This is a genomic window from Streptomyces sp. NBC_00271 (assembly GCF_036178845.1).
Classification (GTDB): Bacteria; Actinomycetota; Actinomycetes; order Streptomycetales; family Streptomycetaceae; genus Streptomyces.
Genome location: NZ_CP108070.1, coordinates 5,199,649 through 5,218,397, shown reverse-complemented (window position 1 = coordinate 5,218,397; position 18,749 = coordinate 5,199,649). Strand labels below are relative to the sequence as shown.

General features: G+C 70.3%; 16 protein-coding genes. 9 read left to right on the top strand and 7 right to left on the bottom strand.

Features of this window, described 5'->3' with window-relative positions; translation table 11 throughout:
* Positions 1 to 155: 155 nt before the first annotated feature.
* Positions 156 to 944 (top strand): ABC transporter ATP-binding protein, encoded by a 789-nt coding sequence (locus tag OG798_RS23925; protein WP_067376193.1) that lies wholly within the window; start codon positions 156 to 158, stop codon positions 942 to 944.
* The gene (locus tag OG798_RS23920; RefSeq protein WP_095854218.1) at positions 941 to 3,508 is read left to right on the top strand and encodes an ABC transporter permease; all 2,568 of its coding nucleotides are present in this window, start codon (positions 941 to 943) and stop codon (positions 3,506 to 3,508) included. Before OG798_RS23925 ends, OG798_RS23920 begins: the two co-directional genes overlap by 4 nt.
* 109 nt (positions 3,509 to 3,617) lie before the next feature.
* Here the strand turns inward: OG798_RS23920 and OG798_RS23915 are convergent, their stop codons facing one another.
* Positions 3,618 to 5,075 carry a DUF2079 domain-containing protein gene (locus OG798_RS23915; protein WP_328757647.1) on the bottom strand — a complete coding sequence of 486 codons (1,458 nt, stop codon included), beginning with the start codon at positions 5,073 to 5,075 and terminating at the stop codon, positions 3,618 to 3,620.
* A 346-nt stretch (positions 5,076 to 5,421) separates the two neighbouring features.
* Here OG798_RS23915 and mfd point away from each other — a divergent pair, with 346 nt between their 5' ends.
* Positions 5,422 to 8,952 carry a transcription-repair coupling factor gene (mfd, locus tag OG798_RS23910; protein WP_328757646.1) on the top strand — a complete coding sequence of 1,177 codons (3,531 nt, stop codon included), beginning with the start codon at positions 5,422 to 5,424 and terminating at the stop codon, positions 8,950 to 8,952.
* A 32-nt stretch (positions 8,953 to 8,984) separates the two neighbouring features.
* Here the strand turns inward: mfd and OG798_RS23905 are convergent, their stop codons facing one another.
* Positions 8,985 to 9,569, bottom strand: a complete 585-nt coding sequence (locus tag OG798_RS23905) for a TetR/AcrR family transcriptional regulator (protein ID WP_121415920.1) — start codon at positions 9,567 to 9,569, stop codon at positions 8,985 to 8,987.
* Positions 9,570 to 9,733: 164 nt separating this feature from the next.
* On the opposite strand from OG798_RS23905, the gene OG798_RS23900 reads away from it, so the two are divergent.
* Positions 9,734 to 10,642, top strand: coding sequence for an SCO6745 family protein (locus tag OG798_RS23900; RefSeq protein WP_121415921.1), 909 nt, complete (start codon positions 9,734 to 9,736; stop codon positions 10,640 to 10,642).
* Between the two features lie 144 nt (positions 10,643 to 10,786).
* Here OG798_RS23900 and OG798_RS23895 read toward each other — a convergent pair whose 3' ends face one another.
* Positions 10,787 to 10,975: an Rv0909 family putative TA system antitoxin gene (locus OG798_RS23895; RefSeq protein WP_121415922.1), complete on the bottom strand. Its 189-nt coding sequence runs from the start codon at positions 10,973 to 10,975 to the stop codon at positions 10,787 to 10,789.
* A 163-nt stretch (positions 10,976 to 11,138) separates the two neighbouring features.
* Between OG798_RS23895 and OG798_RS23890 the strand changes: the two genes are divergently transcribed.
* Positions 11,139 to 11,864, top strand: a complete 726-nt coding sequence (locus OG798_RS23890) for an HNH endonuclease family protein (RefSeq protein ID WP_121415923.1) — start codon at positions 11,139 to 11,141, stop codon at positions 11,862 to 11,864.
* Positions 11,865 to 12,007: 143 nt separating this feature from the next.
* On the opposite strand, the gene OG798_RS23885 is transcribed toward OG798_RS23890, so the two are convergent.
* Both OG798_RS23885 and OG798_RS23880 read right to left on the bottom strand, forming a co-directional pair.
* Positions 12,008 to 12,166, bottom strand: coding sequence for a hypothetical protein (locus OG798_RS23885; protein ID WP_179436544.1), 159 nt, complete (start codon positions 12,164 to 12,166; stop codon positions 12,008 to 12,010).
* A gap of 111 nt (positions 12,167 to 12,277) precedes the next feature.
* Positions 12,278 to 12,730, bottom strand: coding sequence for a MarR family winged helix-turn-helix transcriptional regulator (locus OG798_RS23880; RefSeq protein ID WP_095854225.1), 453 nt, complete (start codon positions 12,728 to 12,730; stop codon positions 12,278 to 12,280).
* 62 nt (positions 12,731 to 12,792) lie between these two features.
* On the opposite strand from OG798_RS23880, the gene OG798_RS23875 reads away from it, so the two are divergent.
* On the top strand, positions 12,793 to 13,161 hold the full coding sequence (locus tag OG798_RS23875) for a VOC family protein (RefSeq protein ID WP_020549970.1): 369 nt from the start codon (positions 12,793 to 12,795) through the stop codon (positions 13,159 to 13,161).
* A gap of 664 nt (positions 13,162 to 13,825) precedes the next feature.
* Here OG798_RS23875 and OG798_RS23870 read toward each other — a convergent pair.
* Positions 13,826 to 14,200: a GNAT family N-acetyltransferase gene (locus OG798_RS23870; RefSeq protein WP_328757645.1), complete on the bottom strand. Its 375-nt coding sequence runs from the start codon at positions 14,198 to 14,200 to the stop codon at positions 13,826 to 13,828.
* Between the two features lie 215 nt (positions 14,201 to 14,415).
* Here OG798_RS23870 and OG798_RS23865 point away from each other — a divergent pair, with 215 nt between their 5' ends.
* Entirely contained in the window at positions 14,416 to 14,925 is a 510-nt protein-coding gene (locus tag OG798_RS23865) for a GNAT family N-acetyltransferase (protein ID WP_267062041.1), read from the top strand.
* 373 nt (positions 14,926 to 15,298) lie between these two features.
* Here the strand turns inward: OG798_RS23865 and OG798_RS23860 are convergent, their stop codons facing one another.
* Positions 15,299 to 15,691 (bottom strand): hypothetical protein, encoded by a 393-nt coding sequence (locus OG798_RS23860; protein ID WP_254650787.1) that lies wholly within the window; start codon positions 15,689 to 15,691, stop codon positions 15,299 to 15,301.
* 316 nt (positions 15,692 to 16,007) lie between these two features.
* Here OG798_RS23860 and OG798_RS23855 point away from each other — a divergent pair, with 316 nt between their 5' ends.
* Complete coding sequence (locus OG798_RS23855; RefSeq protein WP_095854230.1) at positions 16,008 to 16,961, top strand: hypothetical protein; 954 nt, start codon at positions 16,008 to 16,010, stop codon at positions 16,959 to 16,961.
* 33 nt (positions 16,962 to 16,994) lie between these two features.
* Entirely contained in the window at positions 16,995 to 18,716 is a 1,722-nt protein-coding gene (locus OG798_RS23850; protein WP_121415925.1) for an insulinase family protein, read from the top strand.
* Positions 18,717 to 18,749 lie beyond the last annotated feature (33 nt).

Below are 18,749 nucleotides of genomic sequence, written 5' to 3'. Positions count from 1 at the left end.
TATGCCGCTGAGGGCGGTGGACCGGACCCGCGGGGGTGGGGTTTTCCCCCGTAGAAGACTGCGCTGGGCACCAGCGCGCCGGACCACCCCTCGCCACCAGACTTACCGACGTAGCGAAGAGCACTTCATCCGCTGACCGACATAGGAGATACACCGTGACATCGGCTGTGACCATTCCCAGGCACGGGGGCACTGGAGGGCGTACGGCCGTTGCCGCACGGGCGCGGCAGGTCGTCAAGGCGTACGGGTCCGGGGAGACCCGGGTCGTCGCCCTGGACCAGGTCGACGTGGACATCGCGCGGGGGCAGTTCACCGCGATCATGGGCCCCTCGGGGTCCGGCAAGTCCACGCTGATGCACTGCCTCGCCGGACTCGACACCGTCACCTCCGGCCAGATCTACCTCGACGAGACCGAGATCACCGGGCTCAAGGACAAGAAGCTCACGCAGCTGCGCCGGGACCGGATCGGGTTCATCTTCCAGGCGTTCAACCTGCTGCCGACGCTGAACGCGATAGAGAACATCACGCTGCCGATGGACATCGCGGGCCGCAAGCCGAACAAGGGCTGGCTCGACCAGGTCGTGGAGACCGTCGGACTCGCCGACCGGCTCAAGCACCGGCCCAGCCAGCTCTCCGGCGGCCAGCAGCAGCGCGTCGCGGTGGCACGGGCACTCGCCGCGCGGCCCGAGATCATCTTCGGGGACGAGCCGACCGGAAACCTCGACTCCCGGGCGGGCGCCGAGGTGCTGGGCTTCCTGCGCCGCTCGGTGGACGAGCTCGGCCAGACCATCGTGATCGTGACGCACGACCCGGTGGCGGCCTCGTACTCGGACCGCGTGCTGTACCTCGCCGACGGCCGGATCGTCGACGAGATGTACCAGCCGACGGCCGATCAGGTCCTCGACCGCATGAAGGACTTCGACGCGCGGGGGCGTACGTCATGACCGTCCTGAAGACCTCGATGCGCAACTTCTTCGCGCACAAGGGGCGGATGGCGCTGTCGGCGGTCGCGGTCCTGCTGTCCGTGGCCTTCGTCTGCGGCACGCTGGTGTTCACCGACACCATGAATACGACGTTCGACAAGCTGTTCGCCGCCACCTCCTCCGACGTGACCGTCTCGCCGAAGACGGCCAAGAGCGACAGCACCCCGCAGAACGGCAGGCCCGACTCGCTGCCCGCCTCGGTCCTGGAGCGGGCCAAGAAGGCGGAGGGCGTCAAGTACGCCGAGGGCGCCGTCAGTTCGATGAACGTGACCGTCGTCAACAGCGCCAACAAGAACATGGGGTCGAGCACCGGGGCCCCGACGATCGCCGGCAACTGGACGCGCAACGACCTGCGTTCGATGGAGATCACCTCCGGTCACGCCCCGCGCGGGCCGACCGAGACGATGGTCGACGCCGACACCGCCGACAAGCACCACCTGAAGCTCGGCGACGAACTGCGCACCATCGCCGTCACCGGTGACTTCAAGGCCAGGATCGTCGGCATCGCCACCTTCAAGGTGACCAACCCCGGTGCCGCCGTCGTCTACTTCGACACCGCCACCGCCCAGCGCGAACTGCTCGGCACCACCGGCCGGTTCACCAACATCAACCTCTCCGCCGCCACCGGTGTCACCGACGACACGCTCAAGCAGAACGTCATCTCCTCGATCGGCGCCGGCGCGTACAAGGTGCAGACACAGAAGGAGTACTCCGACGAGAACCGCTCCGGCGTCGGCTCCTTCATGAACGTCATCAAGTACGCCATGCTCGGCTTCGCCGGGATCGCCTTCCTGGTCGGCATCTTCCTGATCATCAACACCTTCTCCATGCTGGTCGCCCAGCGCACCCGCGAGATCGGCCTGATGCGGGCGATCGGCTCGTCCCGCAAGCAGGTCAACCGGTCCGTCCTGGTCGAGGCGACCCTGCTCGGCATCTTCGGCTCGATCCTCGGCGTCGGCGCGGGCGTCGGCCTCGCGATCGGCCTGATGAAGCTCATGTCGGCGGCGGGCATGGACCTGTCCACCCGCGACCTGACCGTCAAGGCGACGACCCCGGTCATCGGACTCGTGCTCGGTGTCGTGGTCACCGTCCTCGCCGCCTATCTGCCCGCCCGCCGGGCCGGCAAGGTCTCCCCGATGGCCGCACTGCGCGACGCCGGTACACCGGCGGACGGCAAGGCCGGTCTCGTCCGCGGCATCATCGGCCTGGTCCTCACCGGCGCCGGAACCTTCGCGCTCTTCACGGCGGCCCACGCCGACAAGGCGACCGACGGCTCGCTGGTGCTGGGCGCGGGAGTCGTCCTGACCCTGATCGGGTTCGTCATCATCGGCCCGCTGCTCGCGGGCGGTGTCGTCCGGGTCATCAGCGCGGTGCTGCTGCGCTTCTTCGGCCCCGTCGGACGGATGGCGGAGCGCAACGCGCTGCGCAACCCGCGCCGCACCGGAGCCACCGGCGCGGCCCTGATGATCGGCCTCGCCCTCGTCGCCTGCCTGTCGGTCGTCGGCTCGTCCATGGTCGCCTCCGCGACCGACGAACTCGACAAGTCGGTCGGCACCGACTTCATCATCCAGGGCAACCAGCGGATCGTCCCGCAGGCGGCGAAGGCCATCGAGACGACACCCGGACTGTCCCACGTCACGCACTACCGGGACATCGAGGCCAAGCTCACCACCCCCGACGGATTCTCGGACAGCGACGGCGTCACGGCCGCCGACCCCACCTACGCGCAGGACCTGCACCGCAAGACGACGGCCGGTGAACTGACCGCCGCCTACGGCAAGGACTCCATGTCCGTCGGCTCGGAGTTCGCCACCAAGCACCACGTGAAGCTCGGCGACACCCTGACCGTCGCCTTCAAGGGCGGCAGCACGGCGAAGCTCAAGGTCGCCGCGATCACCGACGACGACGTGGTCATCGACCAGGGCGCGCGGTACCTCAGCACCCAGACCATGCGGAAATACCTCCCGGCCAACCGGATCCCGCCGGACCAGATCATGTTCGCCAGCGCCAAGGACGGCCAGGAGAAGCAGGCGTACGCGGCCCTGAAGAAGTCCATGGAGCAGTACCCGCAGTACCAGGTCCGCGACCAGACCGACTACAAGCAGGAGCTCAAGGACCAGATCGGCCAGCTCCTGAACATGGTCTACGGCCTGCTCGCCCTCGCGATCGTCGTCGCCGTCCTCGGCGTGATCAACACCCTCGCCCTGTCGGTGGTGGAGCGGACGCGCGAGATCGGCCTGATGCGCGCCATCGGGATGTCCCGCCGCCAGCTGCGCCGCATGATCCGCCTGGAGTCGGTCGTCATCGCCCTCTTCGGCGCGCTGCTCGGCCTCGGCCTGGGCATGGGCTGGGGTGCCACCGCCCAGAAGCTCCTCGCCCTGGAGGGCCTGAAGGTCCTGGAGATCCCCTGGCCGACCATCATCGGGGTCTTCATCGGCTCGGCGTTCGTGGGCCTGTTCGCCGCCCTGATCCCGGCGTTCCGGGCGGGCCGGATGAACGTACTGAACGCCATCGCCACCGACTAGCCGGCGGCAGCAGCCGCCGCGAAGCCACCGTATACGGGGGTTACGGGGGACGGGCCCGGCCCAGGAGGACATCACCTCCTGGGCCGGGCCCGCGGTCGTACGCGGCGCCTCAGGTCCGCCGCTCCAGGAGTACGTAGCCGTAGGCGGCGCCCACGACGTCGTACGCGGCGCGGGGGTGCAGACGGGCGGCGTACGCCTGGACGTCCCGGATCGCGTGGTCGGAGTCGTCGAGGGCGATGAAGTCCGGGGTGACGCCACCGGTGTCGCCCGTCCAGAAGACCCGGCAGCGCGCGACGAGCCGACTGCTCGGGCCGACGTTCGCCTCGACACTCGCCCCGTCCGGGACACGCGCCAGCAGCCGTTCCACGGCACCCACGCGCGCGGGCTTGCGATACGCGGCGGACTCGCCCAGCACCGACAGCGGGAGCGAGGTCGTCAGCGCGAGCGCGGCCGCGACCACGGCCGTGGGCAGGTGCAGCGCGTACGAGCGCAGCCACGGGCGCGGGCTCCAGCGGGCCCGGGAGAGCGCGTCGGCGAGGGCGAGGGACAGGACCGGCATCAGGACGGCGCTGTAGTGCCAGTCCGTGCCCCAGTAGTGCGGGTCCGAGGAGAGGAAACGCCAGCCCAGGGTCGGCAGGGCGACCAGGAGGAGCGGGGAGCGCAGGGCCAGCAGACCGGTGGTGGGGATCAGCAGCCAGGCGAGGGTGCGGAGTTTGGTGCCCACGCCGTCGAGGGGATCACCGCCGGCCTTGTTCCAGTAGGAGTAGGTGTCCGCGGTGTTGAAGGCAGGGATCACCACCGTGAAGGTGAGCAGCGCGGCCAGCACTCCGAGGACGGCGACCCCGAGCGCGCACAGGGCCGTACGCGGGGCGGGCTTCCGGGCCCGCACGGCCACGACCAGGGCGATCGCGGCCAGGGTGAGCCCGAGGTCCTCCTTGACGAGGACCAACGGGAACGCCCACAGCAGGGCCGCGCGCCACCGTCGCTCCAGGACCGCTTCCAGGGCGAAGGCGATCAGCGGGACGGCGAAGCAGATCTCGTGGAAGTCGAAGTCGACGGCGCGCTGGATCCCCCACGACAGCCCGTACGCGAGACCCAGCGCGAGTCCCCGGGAGCGGCCGAGGAGCCGGGCGGCGCCACGGGTGACCGGGACCGCGGACAGGGCCAGCAGCGCGGCCTGGGCGACGAGGAGGGTGACCGGGGTGGGGAAGAGACGGTACGCGGGCGCGAGGAGGGCCATGACCGGGCTGAAGTGGTCGCCGAGGAGGTTGCTGCCCGGGCCCCTGAGATCGGCGACGGGGGCGCGCAGGTGGGCGTAGGCGCGGACGGCCTGCTCGAAGATGCCGAGGTCCCAGGAACGGGTCGCCAGATGCCGCCAGCGGCAGACCGACAGGGTCGCGTACGCGGTGAAGAGCAGGACCGCCAGGAGCTGGGGGTCGCGGGGGCGTCGGTCACGGGCGGGGACTGCCGTGACCGGCGCGGGTATGGGGGCGCTGTCGGTTCCTGGGGCGGTGTCGGCGGCGGCGGTGGCGGTGTCGGTGTCGGCGGGGGTCGGGTTCGAGCTCATGCGGCTCCCGGTACGTGATCACGTGTCACGGGGTATACGCCGGGGACGTGGGATGTGGTTGACGGTTGGGGGTGGGGTGTGGTGCGGGTCACTCCCCGTGGGGTGGGCGGGGGCTGGGTTGTTTGGCTGCGGGGCGGTGGGGGCTGGTCGCGCAGTTCCTCGCGCCCCTGAGGGCGGGGCTGCGCCCCGATTCCCCCGACGGGCCGTCGAACCGGGACCGGGGCCGGGGCCCGTCCACCTCTTGCGTCTCACAGGGAGCGCGGCGCCGTCGTAGGCTGGACAACCCCGGCCCGTCGAGACGTGTCGGGCGGTTCGCGTTGCCCTCTCTCCGGGATGGAAGCCCTTCATGAGCCTGCACGGTCTGCTCGACGCCGTCGTCAAGGACGCCGCCCTCGCGGAAGCGGTGAAGGCCGCCACCGACGGCAACCGGATGCACATCGACCTGGTCGGCCCGCCCGCCGCCCGCCCCTTCGCGGTGGCGGCCCTGGCCCGCGACGCCGGCCGCCCCGTACTGGCCGTGACGGCGACGGGACGCGAGGCCGAGGACCTGGCCGCGGCGCTCAGGTCCCTCCTCCCGGCCGACACGGTCGCGGAGTACCCGTCGTGGGAGACGCTCCCGCACGAGCGGCTCTCCCCCCGCTCCGACACCGTCGGCCGCCGTCTCGCCGTGCTGCGCCGCCTCGCGCACCCGCACCCCGACGACCCCGAGACCGGCCCGGTGTCGGTCGTCGTCGCCCCCGTGCGCTCGGTGCTGCAACCGCAGGTCAAGGGCCTGGGAGATCTGGAGCCTGTCGCGCTGCGGACGGGCCAGAGCGCAGACCTGGGCGGGATCGTCGAGGCGCTCGCGGCAGCCGCGTACTCCCGGGTCGAGCTCGTCGAGAAGCGCGGCGAGTTCGCCGTACGCGGCGGCATCCTGGACGTCTTCCCGCCCACCGAGGAGCACCCCCTGAGGGTGGAGTTCTGGGGCGACGACGTCGAGGAGATCCGTTACTTCAAGGTCGCCGACCAGCGCTCCCTCGAGGTCGCCGAGCACGGACTGTGGGCGCCGCCCTGCCGCGAGCTGCTCCTGACGGACGAGGTGCGGGAGCGGGCGGCCCGGCTCGCCGAGGAACACCCCGAGCTGGGCGAACTGCTCGGCAAGATCGCCGAGGGCATCGCCGTGGAGGGAATGGAGTCACTGGCTCCGGTCCTCGTCGACGACATGGAACTGCTGATCGACGTCCTGCCCAAGGGCTCGATGGCCGTCGTCTGCGACCCGGAGCGGGTGCGGACGCGGGCCGCGGACCTGGTGGCGACCTCGCAGGAGTTCCTGCAGGCGTCCTGGGCGGCGACGGCCGGGGGCGGCGAGGCCCCCATCGACGTCGGCGCGGCCTCCCTGTGGGCCATCGCGGACGTCCGCGACCGGGCCCGCGAGCTGGACATGATGTGGTGGTCGGTGTCGCCGTTCGCGGCCGACGAGGAGCTGGACGCGGACACCCTCAAGCTCGGCATGCACGCGCCCGAGACCTACCGAGGCGACACGGCCAGGGCGCTCGCCGACACCAAGGGCTGGCTCGCGGACGGCTGGCGCACGGTGTACGTCACCGAGGCGCACGGCCCCGCCGCCCGTACCGTCGAGGTCCTCGGCGGCGAGGGCATCGCGGCCCGCCTCGACGCGGAGCTGACCGAGCTGACGCCCGCCGTGGTGCAGGTCGCCTGCGGTTCGATCGACTACGGCTTCGTGGACCCGGCGCTCAAGCTCGCCGTCCTCACGGAGACCGACCTCTCCGGCCAGAAGGCGGCCGGCAAGGACGGCGCGCGCATGCCGGCCCGCCGCCGCAAGACCATCGACCCCCTCACGCTCGAAGCGGGCGACTACATCGTGCACGAGCAGCACGGTGTCGGCCGCTACATCGAGATGGTGCAGCGGACCGTCCAGGGCGCGACGCGCGAATACCTGGTGGTGGAGTACGCCCCGGCCAAGCGCGGCCAGCCCGGCGACCGCCTCTACATCCCCACCGACCAGCTGGAACAGATCACCAAGTACGTCGGCGGCGAGGCCCCCACCCTGCACCGCCTGGGCGGCGCCGACTGGACGAAGACCAAGGCGCGCGCCAAGAAGGCGGTCAAGGAGATCGCGGCGGACCTGATCAAGCTGTACAGCGCGCGCATGGCGGCCCCCGGCCATGCCTTCGGTTCCGACACCCCTTGGCAGCGCGAACTCGAGGACGCCTTCCCGTACGCGGAGACCCCCGACCAGCTCACGACCATCGCCGAGGTCAAGGAGGACATGGAGAAGACGGTCCCGATGGACCGCCTGGTCTGCGGCGACGTCGGCTACGGCAAGACGGAGATCGCGGTCCGCGCGGCCTTCAAGGCGGTGCAGGACGGCAAGCAGGTCGCGGTCCTGGTGCCGACGACGCTGCTGGTGCAGCAGCACTTCGGGACCTTCTCCGAGCGCTACTCGCAGTTCCCGGTGAACGTCCGCGCCCTGTCCCGCTTCCAGACCGACACGGAGGCGAAGGCCGTCCTGGAGGGCTTGCGGGACGGCGCGGTGGACGTCGTCATCGGCACCCACCGGCTGTTCTCCGCCGAGACCAAGTTCAAGGACCTGGGCCTGGTCATCGTCGACGAGGAGCAGCGCTTCGGCGTCGAGCACAAGGAGCAGCTGAAGAAGCTGCGCGCCAACGTGGACGTCCTGACGATGTCCGCCACCCCCATTCCCCGTACGCTCGAAATGGCGGTGACGGGCATCCGGGAGATGTCCACGATCACCACCCCGCCGGAGGAACGGCACCCGGTGCTGACCTTCGTCGGCCCCTACGAGGAGAAGCAGATCGGCGCGGCCGTCCGCCGCGAACTGCTGCGCGAGGGCCAGGTCTTCTACATCCACAACCGGGTCGAGTCGATCGACCGGGCGGCGGCGCGGCTGCGTGAGATCATCCCCGAGGCGCGTATCGCGACGGCGCACGGCCAGATGGGCGAGCAGGCTCTGGAGCAGGTGGTCGTCGACTTCTGGGAGAAGCGGTTCGACGTGCTCGTGTCGACCACGATCGTCGAATCCGGCATCGACATCTCCAACGCCAACACGCTGATCGTGGAGCGCGGCGACAACTTCGGCCTCTCGCAGCTGCACCAGCTGCGCGGCCGGGTGGGCCGAGGCCGTGAGCGCGGCTACGCCTACTTCCTGTACCCGCCGGAGAAGCCTCTGACGGAGACCGCGCACGAGCGGCTCGCGACCATCGCCCAGCACACGGAGATGGGCGCGGGCATGTACGTGGCGATGAAGGACCTGGAGATCCGCGGCGCGGGCAATCTGCTCGGCGGCGAGCAGTCGGGTCACATCGCGGGCGTCGGCTTCGACCTGTACGTCCGTATGGTCGGCGAGGCGGTCGCGGACTACCGGGCCTCCCTGGAAGGCGGAGTCGAGGAGGAGCCGCCCCTGGAGGTCAAGATCGAGCTTCCGGTCGACGCGCACGTCCCGCACGACTACGCGCCGGGTGAGCGGCTGCGCCTGCAGGCCTACCGCGCCATCGCCTCCGCCAACACGGAGGAGGACGTCAGGGCCGTACGCGAGGAGCTCACCGACCGCTACGGCAAGCTGCCCGAGCCGGTGGAGAACCTGCTGCTGGTCGCGGGCCTGCGGATGCTCGCGCGGGCGTGCGGCGTCGGCGAGGTCGTGCTTCAGGGCAACAACATCCGCTTCGCACCGGCGGAGTTGCGCGAGTCCCAGGAACTCCGCCTCAAGCGGCTCTACCCGGGCACGGTCATCAAGCCGGCCGCCCACCAGCTCCTGGTGCCCCGCCCGAAGACGGCGAAGGTGGGCGGGAAGCCGTTGGTCGGGCGGGAGTTGCTGGGGTGGACCGGGGAGTTCCTGGCGACGATTCTCGGGTCCTAGGGAGCGAACGCCAGGCTCACGCCGACGGTGTCTCACGTCGCCGGTGGCTGGAACAGCATTCCCGTCAGGGTGCGGAAGACCTCCTCGGGGTCCTGGTCGCCGACCACGGCGTCCAGGTTGTGGCCGAGGAGCAGCGTGGCGAAGCCGTGGGCCAGGGACCAGGCGGCGACTCCGGCGAGGCGGGGGTCGGTGCCGGGTTCCGGCGCCCGGCCGGAGACGGCCTGGCGCAGGCGGTCCGCGGTCAGGGCGCGGGCCGTGGTCAGCTCCAGGTCGTTCTCGCGCAGCAGCTCCGGCGTGAACATCACCTGGAAGTGCGCGGGGTGCTCACGCGCGAAGCGTACGTAGTGGACGCCCGCGTCCCGTAGGTCCGTGGCCTCGGCGAGCCCGGCCGACAGCAGCGCGTGGCCCTCGGCCGCGATCGCCGTGAGCAGGCCGGTGCGGTCCTTGAAGTGGTGGGCCGGAGCCGCGTGCGAGACGCCTGCCCGGCGGGCCAGGTCGCGCAGACTCAGCGCGGACGGGCCTTCGGCGGCGATGACGTCGAGCGCGGCGCTCAGGATCGCGCGACGCAGATCGCCGTGGTGGTAGGGGCGTTCGGGAGTGGTCTTCGCGGTCTCCATGGTCGTCAGCGTACGCGGAATCTAGGCATTGACAAGTTTGACGGGTTCGGGCAATCTTGTCAGTGTCAAGTTGTCGCAGGGGTGGGAACGGGACGAGGGGGTTCGTCATGTCGGAGCACGGTAGTGAGGTGGCCGGGATGGTTCAGGGGGACGGGGCTGTCGGTATGGAGACCGGGATCGGGGCGGCGGTAGGGGGCGAGGTCGGGATCGAGCTCGGCGAGGTGCGTCGGCTGTGGCACCTGCTGGAGCCCCTGCACGCGGTGCTCTACTACGCGCCGGAGGTCTTCGAGGAGTCGGCCGCGCTCGGGTACGCCGGGTCGGCGGAGGACCGCTGGCCGACCTACTTCCCCTTCCGCGCCGCGCCGTTGGGGGCGGTCGGGAGCGAGCGCGTGTCGTCCGCCTTCTACAGCTTCAGCCCGCGCATGGTCGCCGCGCACATGGACTCCGCGTGGGACACCGCGAGCCCCGCGGACGTGCTGAAGGCGAGGGAGCGGGGCATGGACCGGGCGTACCGCGCGATATTCGGCGACCGCGCGGCGAGCCCCGAACTCGTCGAGGGCGCAGGGCTGTTGCGCCGTGCCGCCGAGGCCGCGAACACCGCGGGCCGGCCCATGGCCGCGGCCAACGCGGAGCCGGCGTGGCCGGCCGCCCCGCACCTCCAGCTGTGGCATGCGGCGACGATCCTGCGCGAACACCGCGGCGACGGACACCTCGCGGCGCTGCTCGTCGCCGGGCTGGACCCCGTCGAAGCGCTCGTGTCCTTCGCGGCGATCGGTGCGGCCTCCGTCGAGCGCTTCGAGAGCCGCGGCTGGAGCCCGCAGGAGTGGAGCGCCGCCCGTGAACGCCTCGTCGCGCGCGGCCTCGTGACCGAATCCGGCACCGCCACACCCGCGGGCCGCGAGCTCCGCGCCGAGGTCGAACGCCACACGGACGAACTGGCCGCCGCCCCCTGGCTCGCCCTCACCCCGGCCGAGCGGAGCCGACTGACCGAGCTGCTCGGCGAGTTCTGGGTCGCGGTGCTGGGCTCGGGGCTGCTGCCTTCGGAGTCCACGTTGGGGATCGGGAAGGTGTGAGGGGAGGGCGTGAGGATGTGCGTCGCCGGGCGACGCGCGTGAAGCCGCCCGCGGGAGTGGGGCTTCGCGGACGGCCTCGGTGTCACGGTCGATCGGTGGGCGCGTCGTGCCTCGGGCGTCTGCGCGGCTACGGCTGATCGGGGTCTACGGCCGATCGGGCCGGTCGGTCGGTTCGCGGTCCATGCCCATCGCGCCCTCGATCCTCTGCTGGGCGTCGTCGACTTGGTCCGTGTACTTGTTGCCCGTCTTCTCGTTGATCTCCCGTTCCCCGGCGTCGGACATGTCCTTGCGCTTGGACTTCGCCTGATCCTTGAATCTGTCGAAGATGCCCATGCGGGAACTCCTTCCGGAGGTATGTCACCACCGACGATACGCCCGGTGTGCACCTATTGCCCGTTGGGGGAGGGTATGGGGTGGGCATGCTCGCCGCTACCGTGGGCACCAGGGAATCGCGCCCTGTGCGGGGCGGACCCGGGGAACAAAGGGGAGGGGCGTCGTGGTGCGTCTGAGGGGTGGGGCGGCGGCTGCCGCACTGGTGCTGTGCGTCGTCGGCGCGGGGGTCAGCGGCTGCAAGAAGGAGACCACGGGCTCCGCCGGCCCGCAGGGCACGGCGGCCGGCGGCGCCGCGCTCACCGCTGTGGACTCGCTGACCGTCAAGGGGCGCGCGCCCAAGACGGGCTACAGCAGGGAGAGGTTCGGCACGGCCTGGGCCGACACGGACTCCAACAAGTGCGACACCCGCGACGACATCCTCAAGCGGGACCTGAAGCACGTGAAGTTCACCGGCGGCACCTGCAAGGTCGTCTCCGGGGCGCTCGACCCGGACCCGTACTCCGGCAAGGAAGTGACGTACAAGCGCGGTCGCAGCCTGGTGGACATAGACCACCTCGTCGCACTCTCGGACGCCTGGCAGAAGGGCGCCAAGTACTGGGACGCGAGCAAGCGGATAGCGCTGGCCAACGACCCGCTCAACCTGCTGTCCGTCGACGCGAGCACCAACCGCAGCAAGGGCGACGGCGACACTGCGACCTGGCTCCCGCCCAACAAGGGGTACCGCTGTACGTATGTGGCCGCGCAGGTGGCCGTGAAGAAGAAGTACGGGTTGTGGGTCACCGGCGGGGAGAAGGCCGCGATGAAGAAGGTGCTCTCCGAGTGCCCCGGCCAGAAGCTTCCCGCGGGCGGCAATCCGACCCAGGCGCCGAAGCGGTTCACCGCCAACTGACGCCATTTCATACCGCCCGGCGCAAGGGCGACATGATGCACCTTGTTCCCTGGCCGCGCGGATCTGGCGTGGGTCGTGGAAGCGGACCTGCCGGATACTTGCCGGTCGAGCAATTCTCAGGGTCCCGAGCGGAGGCCGCGTGATCAGTCGCTGATGTTGACGGTCGCGCACTCCTCGATACCGAGATCGGTCAACACGGCCCGAAGTCGTTTCGCCGCCGGGCCGGGGGCCAGGCCGGCCCCGATCTCCAGGTCGAGACGGCAGCCTCCCATGCCGTAGCCCGCACCCGTTATCTGGCTCATCGCAGAAGAGGGTGTAGTCGGGGTCTGTCGGTTTTCGAGGTCGCCGGTACGGATTTTCACGCTCGGCTGCACTCCTGTCCGGGCACGACGAGACGTGCGCCGGGGAACGAGCTATGCACCGTCGTTGCCATCGCGCAGGGAATGGATCATGCTCTGCAGGATCCGGAACGCGCCTGACTGCTCGGTCTCGGTCATGCCGGCCAGCATTCTGACCTCGACGGACCGGACCGCTACGGTCGCCTTCTCGAGGCTCCGTCGGCCGCGAGGCGTGAGCCGCGCGGGAAGAACCTTCCCGACGGGTGCCTCTGCGGGCCTGGTCACGTAGCCCTCTCGTTCCAGGGCCTGGAGCAGCACGTTCATGGTCTGTCGTGTCACGAACGCGCCCCGCGCGAGCTCGGAGTTCGACAAGCCCGGTCGTTGAGCCAGCAGCTCGAGACAGGAGTAGTGCGTCACGCTCATCCCGAGCGGCCGCAGCACCTCCTCCATGGCTGCGCGGAGGGCGCTCGACGCCTCTTTCAGCAGGTAGCCCAGTGACGTCTCCAGGTCCACACCGTCTTGATTCATGTCAGGATTCTGACATAGGTTGAGCTGTGTCAGAAAGCTGACACGAAAAGAGGAGCATCATCATGCCCGCCACCGGCCCCGACTTCATCTCGCTCCAGGCGCGCGACCTCGACGCTTCGCAGGCGTTCTACGAGCAGTACCTCGGCCTCGTCCGCTCGCAGGCCGGACCTCCGCACGCCGTCGTCTTCGAGACGAAGCCGATCGCGTTCGCACTCCGCGACGTCGTTCCCGGCACCGATCTCGCATCCGTTGCTCAGCCCGGCATCGGTGCCGCGATCTGGCTCCACGCCACCGACGTCCAGGCCATTCACGATGCTCTCGTCGCCGACGGTCACACCATCGTCTCCGCACCGATCGACGGCCCCTTCGGTCGGACATTCACCTTCGCCGACCCCGACGGCTACCAGGTCACTCTCCACGACCGCGCCTGACCGACCAAACGCCACCGGACGATCACCGAGGAAGCGGTGTGGGATCGGTACACGTGGGTCGAACAGTGAGCATCGCCGTGTCCGTCGGCGTCCGTCCGGTGGCCGGACTGATTGCGGCAGTAGACGGATGACGGGGGATGGTCGTGGGAGTGGGCGCGGGTATGCCTTTCTTCCCGTTCGTCGGCGTCGTTGAGAACCTCGGATTGACTCAGGTGCCGGCCGTAATGGTGAAGTCACTGGAGCCACAGGTCGATGGAGGAGTATCGACGGGGACTGACACCGGGTTCGGCTGTGCGGAGCACGTCTGGAGCAGCCAGTGCAGGGCAGTCCGGAGGAGTCGAACGCACGTTCAGTAGGCTCGTGTTGCCCGGATGCCCGGATGCCCGGATGCCCGGATGCCCGGATGCCCGGATGCCCGGACGCCCGCTGTCCGAGAGTCGAGTGATTCCATGAGCGACGACGTCCTCTCGGTCATTCCGACCAACCCGTACTGGCAGCCCGAACGGGCGGCGGCCGCCCATATCTGACCCATTCGTCACCCCGCCTCAGCGAATCTGTGTCGCTGCCCAAGGTCCCGAGGTGAGGCGGGCTCGGCGGATGGTGCCAGTGATGGGCGGCCGCGCCGAACCACCGTCCCCGCCCGGCAGGCATCCGACGCGGACGGCTACAGAGCCGCTTCCAGGGTCACCGACTGGGACGCGAAGCCGTTGCGCTCGTAGAAACGAATCGCCTCGGCGTTGCTCGCATAGGCCGTCACCTGTGCCGATCCGGCGCCCGATTCCTTTGCCCAGGACCGGAATTCGTCCACCATGCGTCTGCCGATCCGGTCGCGCCGGTATGCGGGGCGCACATACATGCTCACCAACGTCGCGACCTTCATCGGTCTCATCGCGGAGGGCTTCACCAGCGTGCCCGTGAGATGGCCGACCACTTCGCCGCCGTCGCGATCGACGACGCAGTCGGTTCGGGTCCGCCAGACCGGACGCGAAACGCTGCGGTCCGTGCTCGCGAGGCCAGTTGATGTCGACGCCCGGGTCACGGGTACCAGCGTCCTCCGCGAACAGCGCGCTGCTGCAGGCGACAAGCCCCTTGATGTCGGCTTGTTCGGCCCTGCGGACGATCACCTCATGCCGTTCATCACTCATGGGCTGTGACGCTGGCGGCGGGTACTGACATGGCTGAGTGCGTCCATGGGGGAGGGTGAGGGGCCGCGGGGAAAGGGTCTCGACCGGTTCCCTCCGCGACAATGCGTCAATGCGCCGCATCCGAGCAGTCCACATCGACGAACTGCCCCTACTCCAGGACATCGAGCGCGCCGCCGGGCGGTGTTTCGCCGACATCGGCATGCCGGAGATCGCCGACGACGAGCCCCTCCCGCTCACCGACCTCGCCCACTATCAGCAGGTCGGCCTGGCCTGGGTCGCGGTTGACGAGGTCGACAGGCCAGTGGCGTACCTCATCGCGGAACACGTCGACGACAACCTGCACATCGAGCAGGTGTCGGTGCACCCGGACAGTGCGCGGCGCGGCATCGGACGGTCGCTGCTGGACCATGTCGGTCACCGGGCCGGGGCGGACGGGATACCTGCTCTGACCCTCACCACCTTCGCCGACGTCCCCTGGAACGCGCCCTACTACGTGCGCTGCGGTTTCACGTTCCTGGATGACAGTGCGCTCGGTCCCGGGCTCCAGGACATCCGCCGACGCGAGGCCGCCCACGGTCTGGAGCGCTGGCCGCGGGTCTGCATGCGCCGGCGTCTGTGACCTCCGGGTTCGTTACGCCTCTGCGGCGAACAGTTCTTCCGCGGTGGTGGCCGTGAGGGCCCGGTCGAACCAGGTGCCCAGCAGTTCCAGGTCGGTGCAGCCGGTGATGCGCTCGCGGGCGGCCTCGGGGATGTCGATGGCGCGGAGGTCGAGGATGCGGAGGATGTCCTCGGCTCGGCCTTCTGTACGGCCTTCAGGTGCCTCCAGAATGCGCGGCTCTGGGTGTCGCCCAGGCCGACCTCGGTGTATTCCGCCCAGTCCTGCGCGGTCTCGCCTCCGATGGTGGCGAGCGCCGTCGCCTCCGGTATGAGAATGGGGTCGGTTCAGTCCCCCGGGTGAATACGCCTCGGCTCCGTGCGATGCGTGGTCGAGGTCAGCGCGTCACCGGCAGAGCCGTCGCGAACCGGTGGCCGTCGGCGCGGGTCTGGACCGGGAAGTCGACCTTGAGGGCGCCCTCCTGGCCCTCGACGGTCAGGTGGGTGACCACCTTGAGGCCGAGGAAGGTCTTCTTGGGCGCGCTCGCGGTGACGTACGGGCGCGGGAGGTTCATCAGCAACTTGCCCGGCTTGCCGCCGCGGTTGCCGTCGAAGAACAGGATCCGCTGGTTCGTCAGGACGAGGTACATCGGGCGCGGGGTGACCGTCGCCATCACCGTTCCCGCGCTGAGTACGCCGACCACCGCCGCGGTGAGGGCCTGTTTGCGCACCGAGACCGTTCCGATGCCGGCCAGACTCGTGAGTTCGACCTGCTCGCCCTGGAGCAGCAAGGGGGCCGAGGCCTCGAGCAGTTATCTGGCGCGACGGGCGTTGAGTGCCACGGGTGGGGCTCCTGGTGAGGGTGGGGCGACTGCGACGGTGAGGTGGCCGTGGCGGTGACAGGGACGGCATGGATTCTTCCAAGCCACCGGAAAGGCGGAAAGTCACCTCCCACAAGGCGAACTCAAGTTCGAGTCATGGCTCGGTCAAGATCAGTCATCGAAGGGTCAAGTCAACGCCCGTATGCACCGTTTGGGCCTTGTGTTCCCACAACCTCCCCACACCTGGGCGAAAACCGTCTCCAACCCGCCACTTACCATCCGCTCCATGTCGACCGACGCGTCCCTCCCACCCCCCGACTTCGAACTCGCCTCCGCCTTCCCCGAGGTCGGCTGGCTGCGGCAGGCCACCGCCGCGCGGGACTGGGCGGGAATCAGGAGGTACGCCGACGGACTGCCGCAGGGCACCGACCGGGCGTTCCTCGTCCGGGTCGTCGCCGAGGTGCCCGGCGTCGAGCACTTCCTGCGGGAACTCGTCGCCGCCGCCCCCGACGACGTACTGGCCCTCACCACGCTCGGGACCCGCGAGATCGAGATCGGCTGGGAGATCCGGAGCAGCGCGCGCGCCGAGCACGTCAGCCGGGAGCAGTTCCGGCAGTTGCACGAGCATCTGCGGCAGGCCGAGCGGCTGCTCATCCGGGCCACCGCCCTCGACCCGTCCCACGACGCGGCCTGGGCCGCGCGCCTGACCACGGCCATGGGACTGCAGCTCGGGCAGAACGAGGCGCGGCGAAGGTACGACCGACTGGCCGCGTACCACCCGCACCACTTGACCGGACAGGCCCGGCTGCTTCAGCAGCTGTGTCCCAAGTGGAGCGGGAGCTGGGAGGCGGCACACGGGTTCGCCCGCGAGTGCCTGCTGAATTCGCCCGAAGGGTCGCTCAGCGGTGGTCTGGTGGCGGAGGCGCACCTGGAGCGCTGGCTCGATCTGCCCTCCGCGGGGAGTGAACGGACCGACTATCTGCGCCGGCCGCACGTCCACGCCGAACTCGTCGAGGCCGCCGAACGGTCCGTCCTGCACCCGTACTACCGACCCGCGTACGGGTGGGTCACCATCCAGGGCGTCTTCGCCGCGCTCTTCTCGCTGATCGGCGACACCGCACGCGCCGCCGCGCACTTCCGCGCCCTGGGCAACCTGGCCTCCGACTACCCGTGGAGTTACCTCGGCAAGCCCGCGGACGCGTACGTCAAACACCGTTCCGCCGCCCTCGGAAGAGGCTGAGTGGATGCCGAACAAGACAGGCAGAGGCAGACGATGAGCCAGGGCATCCATCACACCGAGGTCGACGGCATACCCACCCTCTTCGCGTACGCCACCGGGCCCATGCGTGCCGGACTGGTCTTCCGCGTCGGTGTCGCCGACGAGACGCTCGCCGGGGCCGGGATCACCCACCTGGTGGAGCACCTGGCGCTGCACCGCCAAGGCCTGGCCGACTACCACTTCAACGGCGCGACCAAGGCCGCGTTCACGCACTTCCACGTGGAGGGCGCCGAGCACGAGATCGTCGCCTACCTCGACGGCGTGTGCACATCCCTCCTCGATCTGCCCATGGAGCGGCTGGAGACCGAGAAGGAGATCCTGCGCACCGAGGAGGCGAGCCGGGAGCCCGGACAACTGCCGCTGTGGCGGTACGGGGCCCAGGGGTACGGGCTGGTCAGCTATCCGGAGTGGGGCGTACGGGGGGTGCGGCCGGACGACGTACGGGAATGGGCCGGGACCTGGTTCACCCGGGACAACGCCGTGCTGTGGATCGCTGGGGAGCGGCTGCCGGCCGGGCTCTCGCTCAAACTGCCCGCCGGTCAGCGGCGCCCGATGCCCGCCGTCACCTCCGCCCTCCCCACCGCCCCCGCCTACTTCTCCGACGGCAAGGGCGGCGTCCTGCTCGACGCCGTCGTCACCGACACCACCGCCGCCCGGCTCTACGCCGGTGTCCTGGAACGCGAACTCTCCCGCTCCCTGCGTCAGGAGGGCGGCTACTCCTACACGGCGGCCAGCGACTACACCTCGCGCCGGGACGGTTTCGCGACCGTCACCGCCTTCGCGGACGCGCTGCCCGCCAAGCAGGACGCGGTCCTCGGCGGGTTCGTCGACGTGCTCGCGGGCCTCCAGGTGGGCCGGATCGCGCAGGCCGACCTGGAGGCCGTACGCGGGCGCAGCGACGCCACGCTGACCGCGCCCGACGCGGCCGTACGGCGGCTGCCGGGCGCGGCGGAGGAACTGCTCGCCCACCGTCCGCCGCGCGGGCTCGACGAACTGCGCGCCGAGCTGTGGGCGATGACACCGCAGCATGTGCACGCGGTGGCGCTGGAGGCCGCCGGGACGGCGTTGCTGCAGGCTCCCTCGGGGCACCGGGCCGACTGGGCCGGATACACGGCGGCCCCGACCACGTCGTCGTACGCCGTCACGGGCACGCGGTTCGAGGCCGTACGCAAGGACGGGCCGGCCATGGTCGTCGGGGGCGAGGGGGTCAGCCTGACGGCGGGGGGCGAGGCGGCCACCGTGCTCTATCGCGCGTGCGCCGCCCTGCTCAGCTGGCCCGACGGCGGGCGCCGGCTCATCGGCACCGACGGGCTGTCCGTGGAGGTGGAGCCGGGGGAGTACGGGATCGACGCGCACACCATGGCGACCATCGACGCGGCGGTGCCTCCGAGCGCGGTGGTGCGGCTGCCGCCCCGGCAGCAGCGGCAGCGGCAGTCGGCGGGTGCCGCTTCGGCGGGGGATGCCAGGGGATCCGCCGGTGCGGTTCAGCGGAAGACGGTGGCGCGGCGTACCGGCGGGCAGACGGCGATGCTCGTCATCTTCGGGCTCCTCGCGGGGCTGTGGTCCCTCCTGGCCCTCTCGTACACCGTCTTCGGCTTCTCGGACCCGGAGACCAGCACCGGGGAATGGGCCGCCCTCACCGTCTTCCTGTGGGCCGTCGGGGCGCTGCTGGCCTGGCCGGCCGTCAGGGTGGTGCGAAGCACCCGGCGGGGGTGAACCACCCGGCGCCTCGACCCCGTACGGGGACGC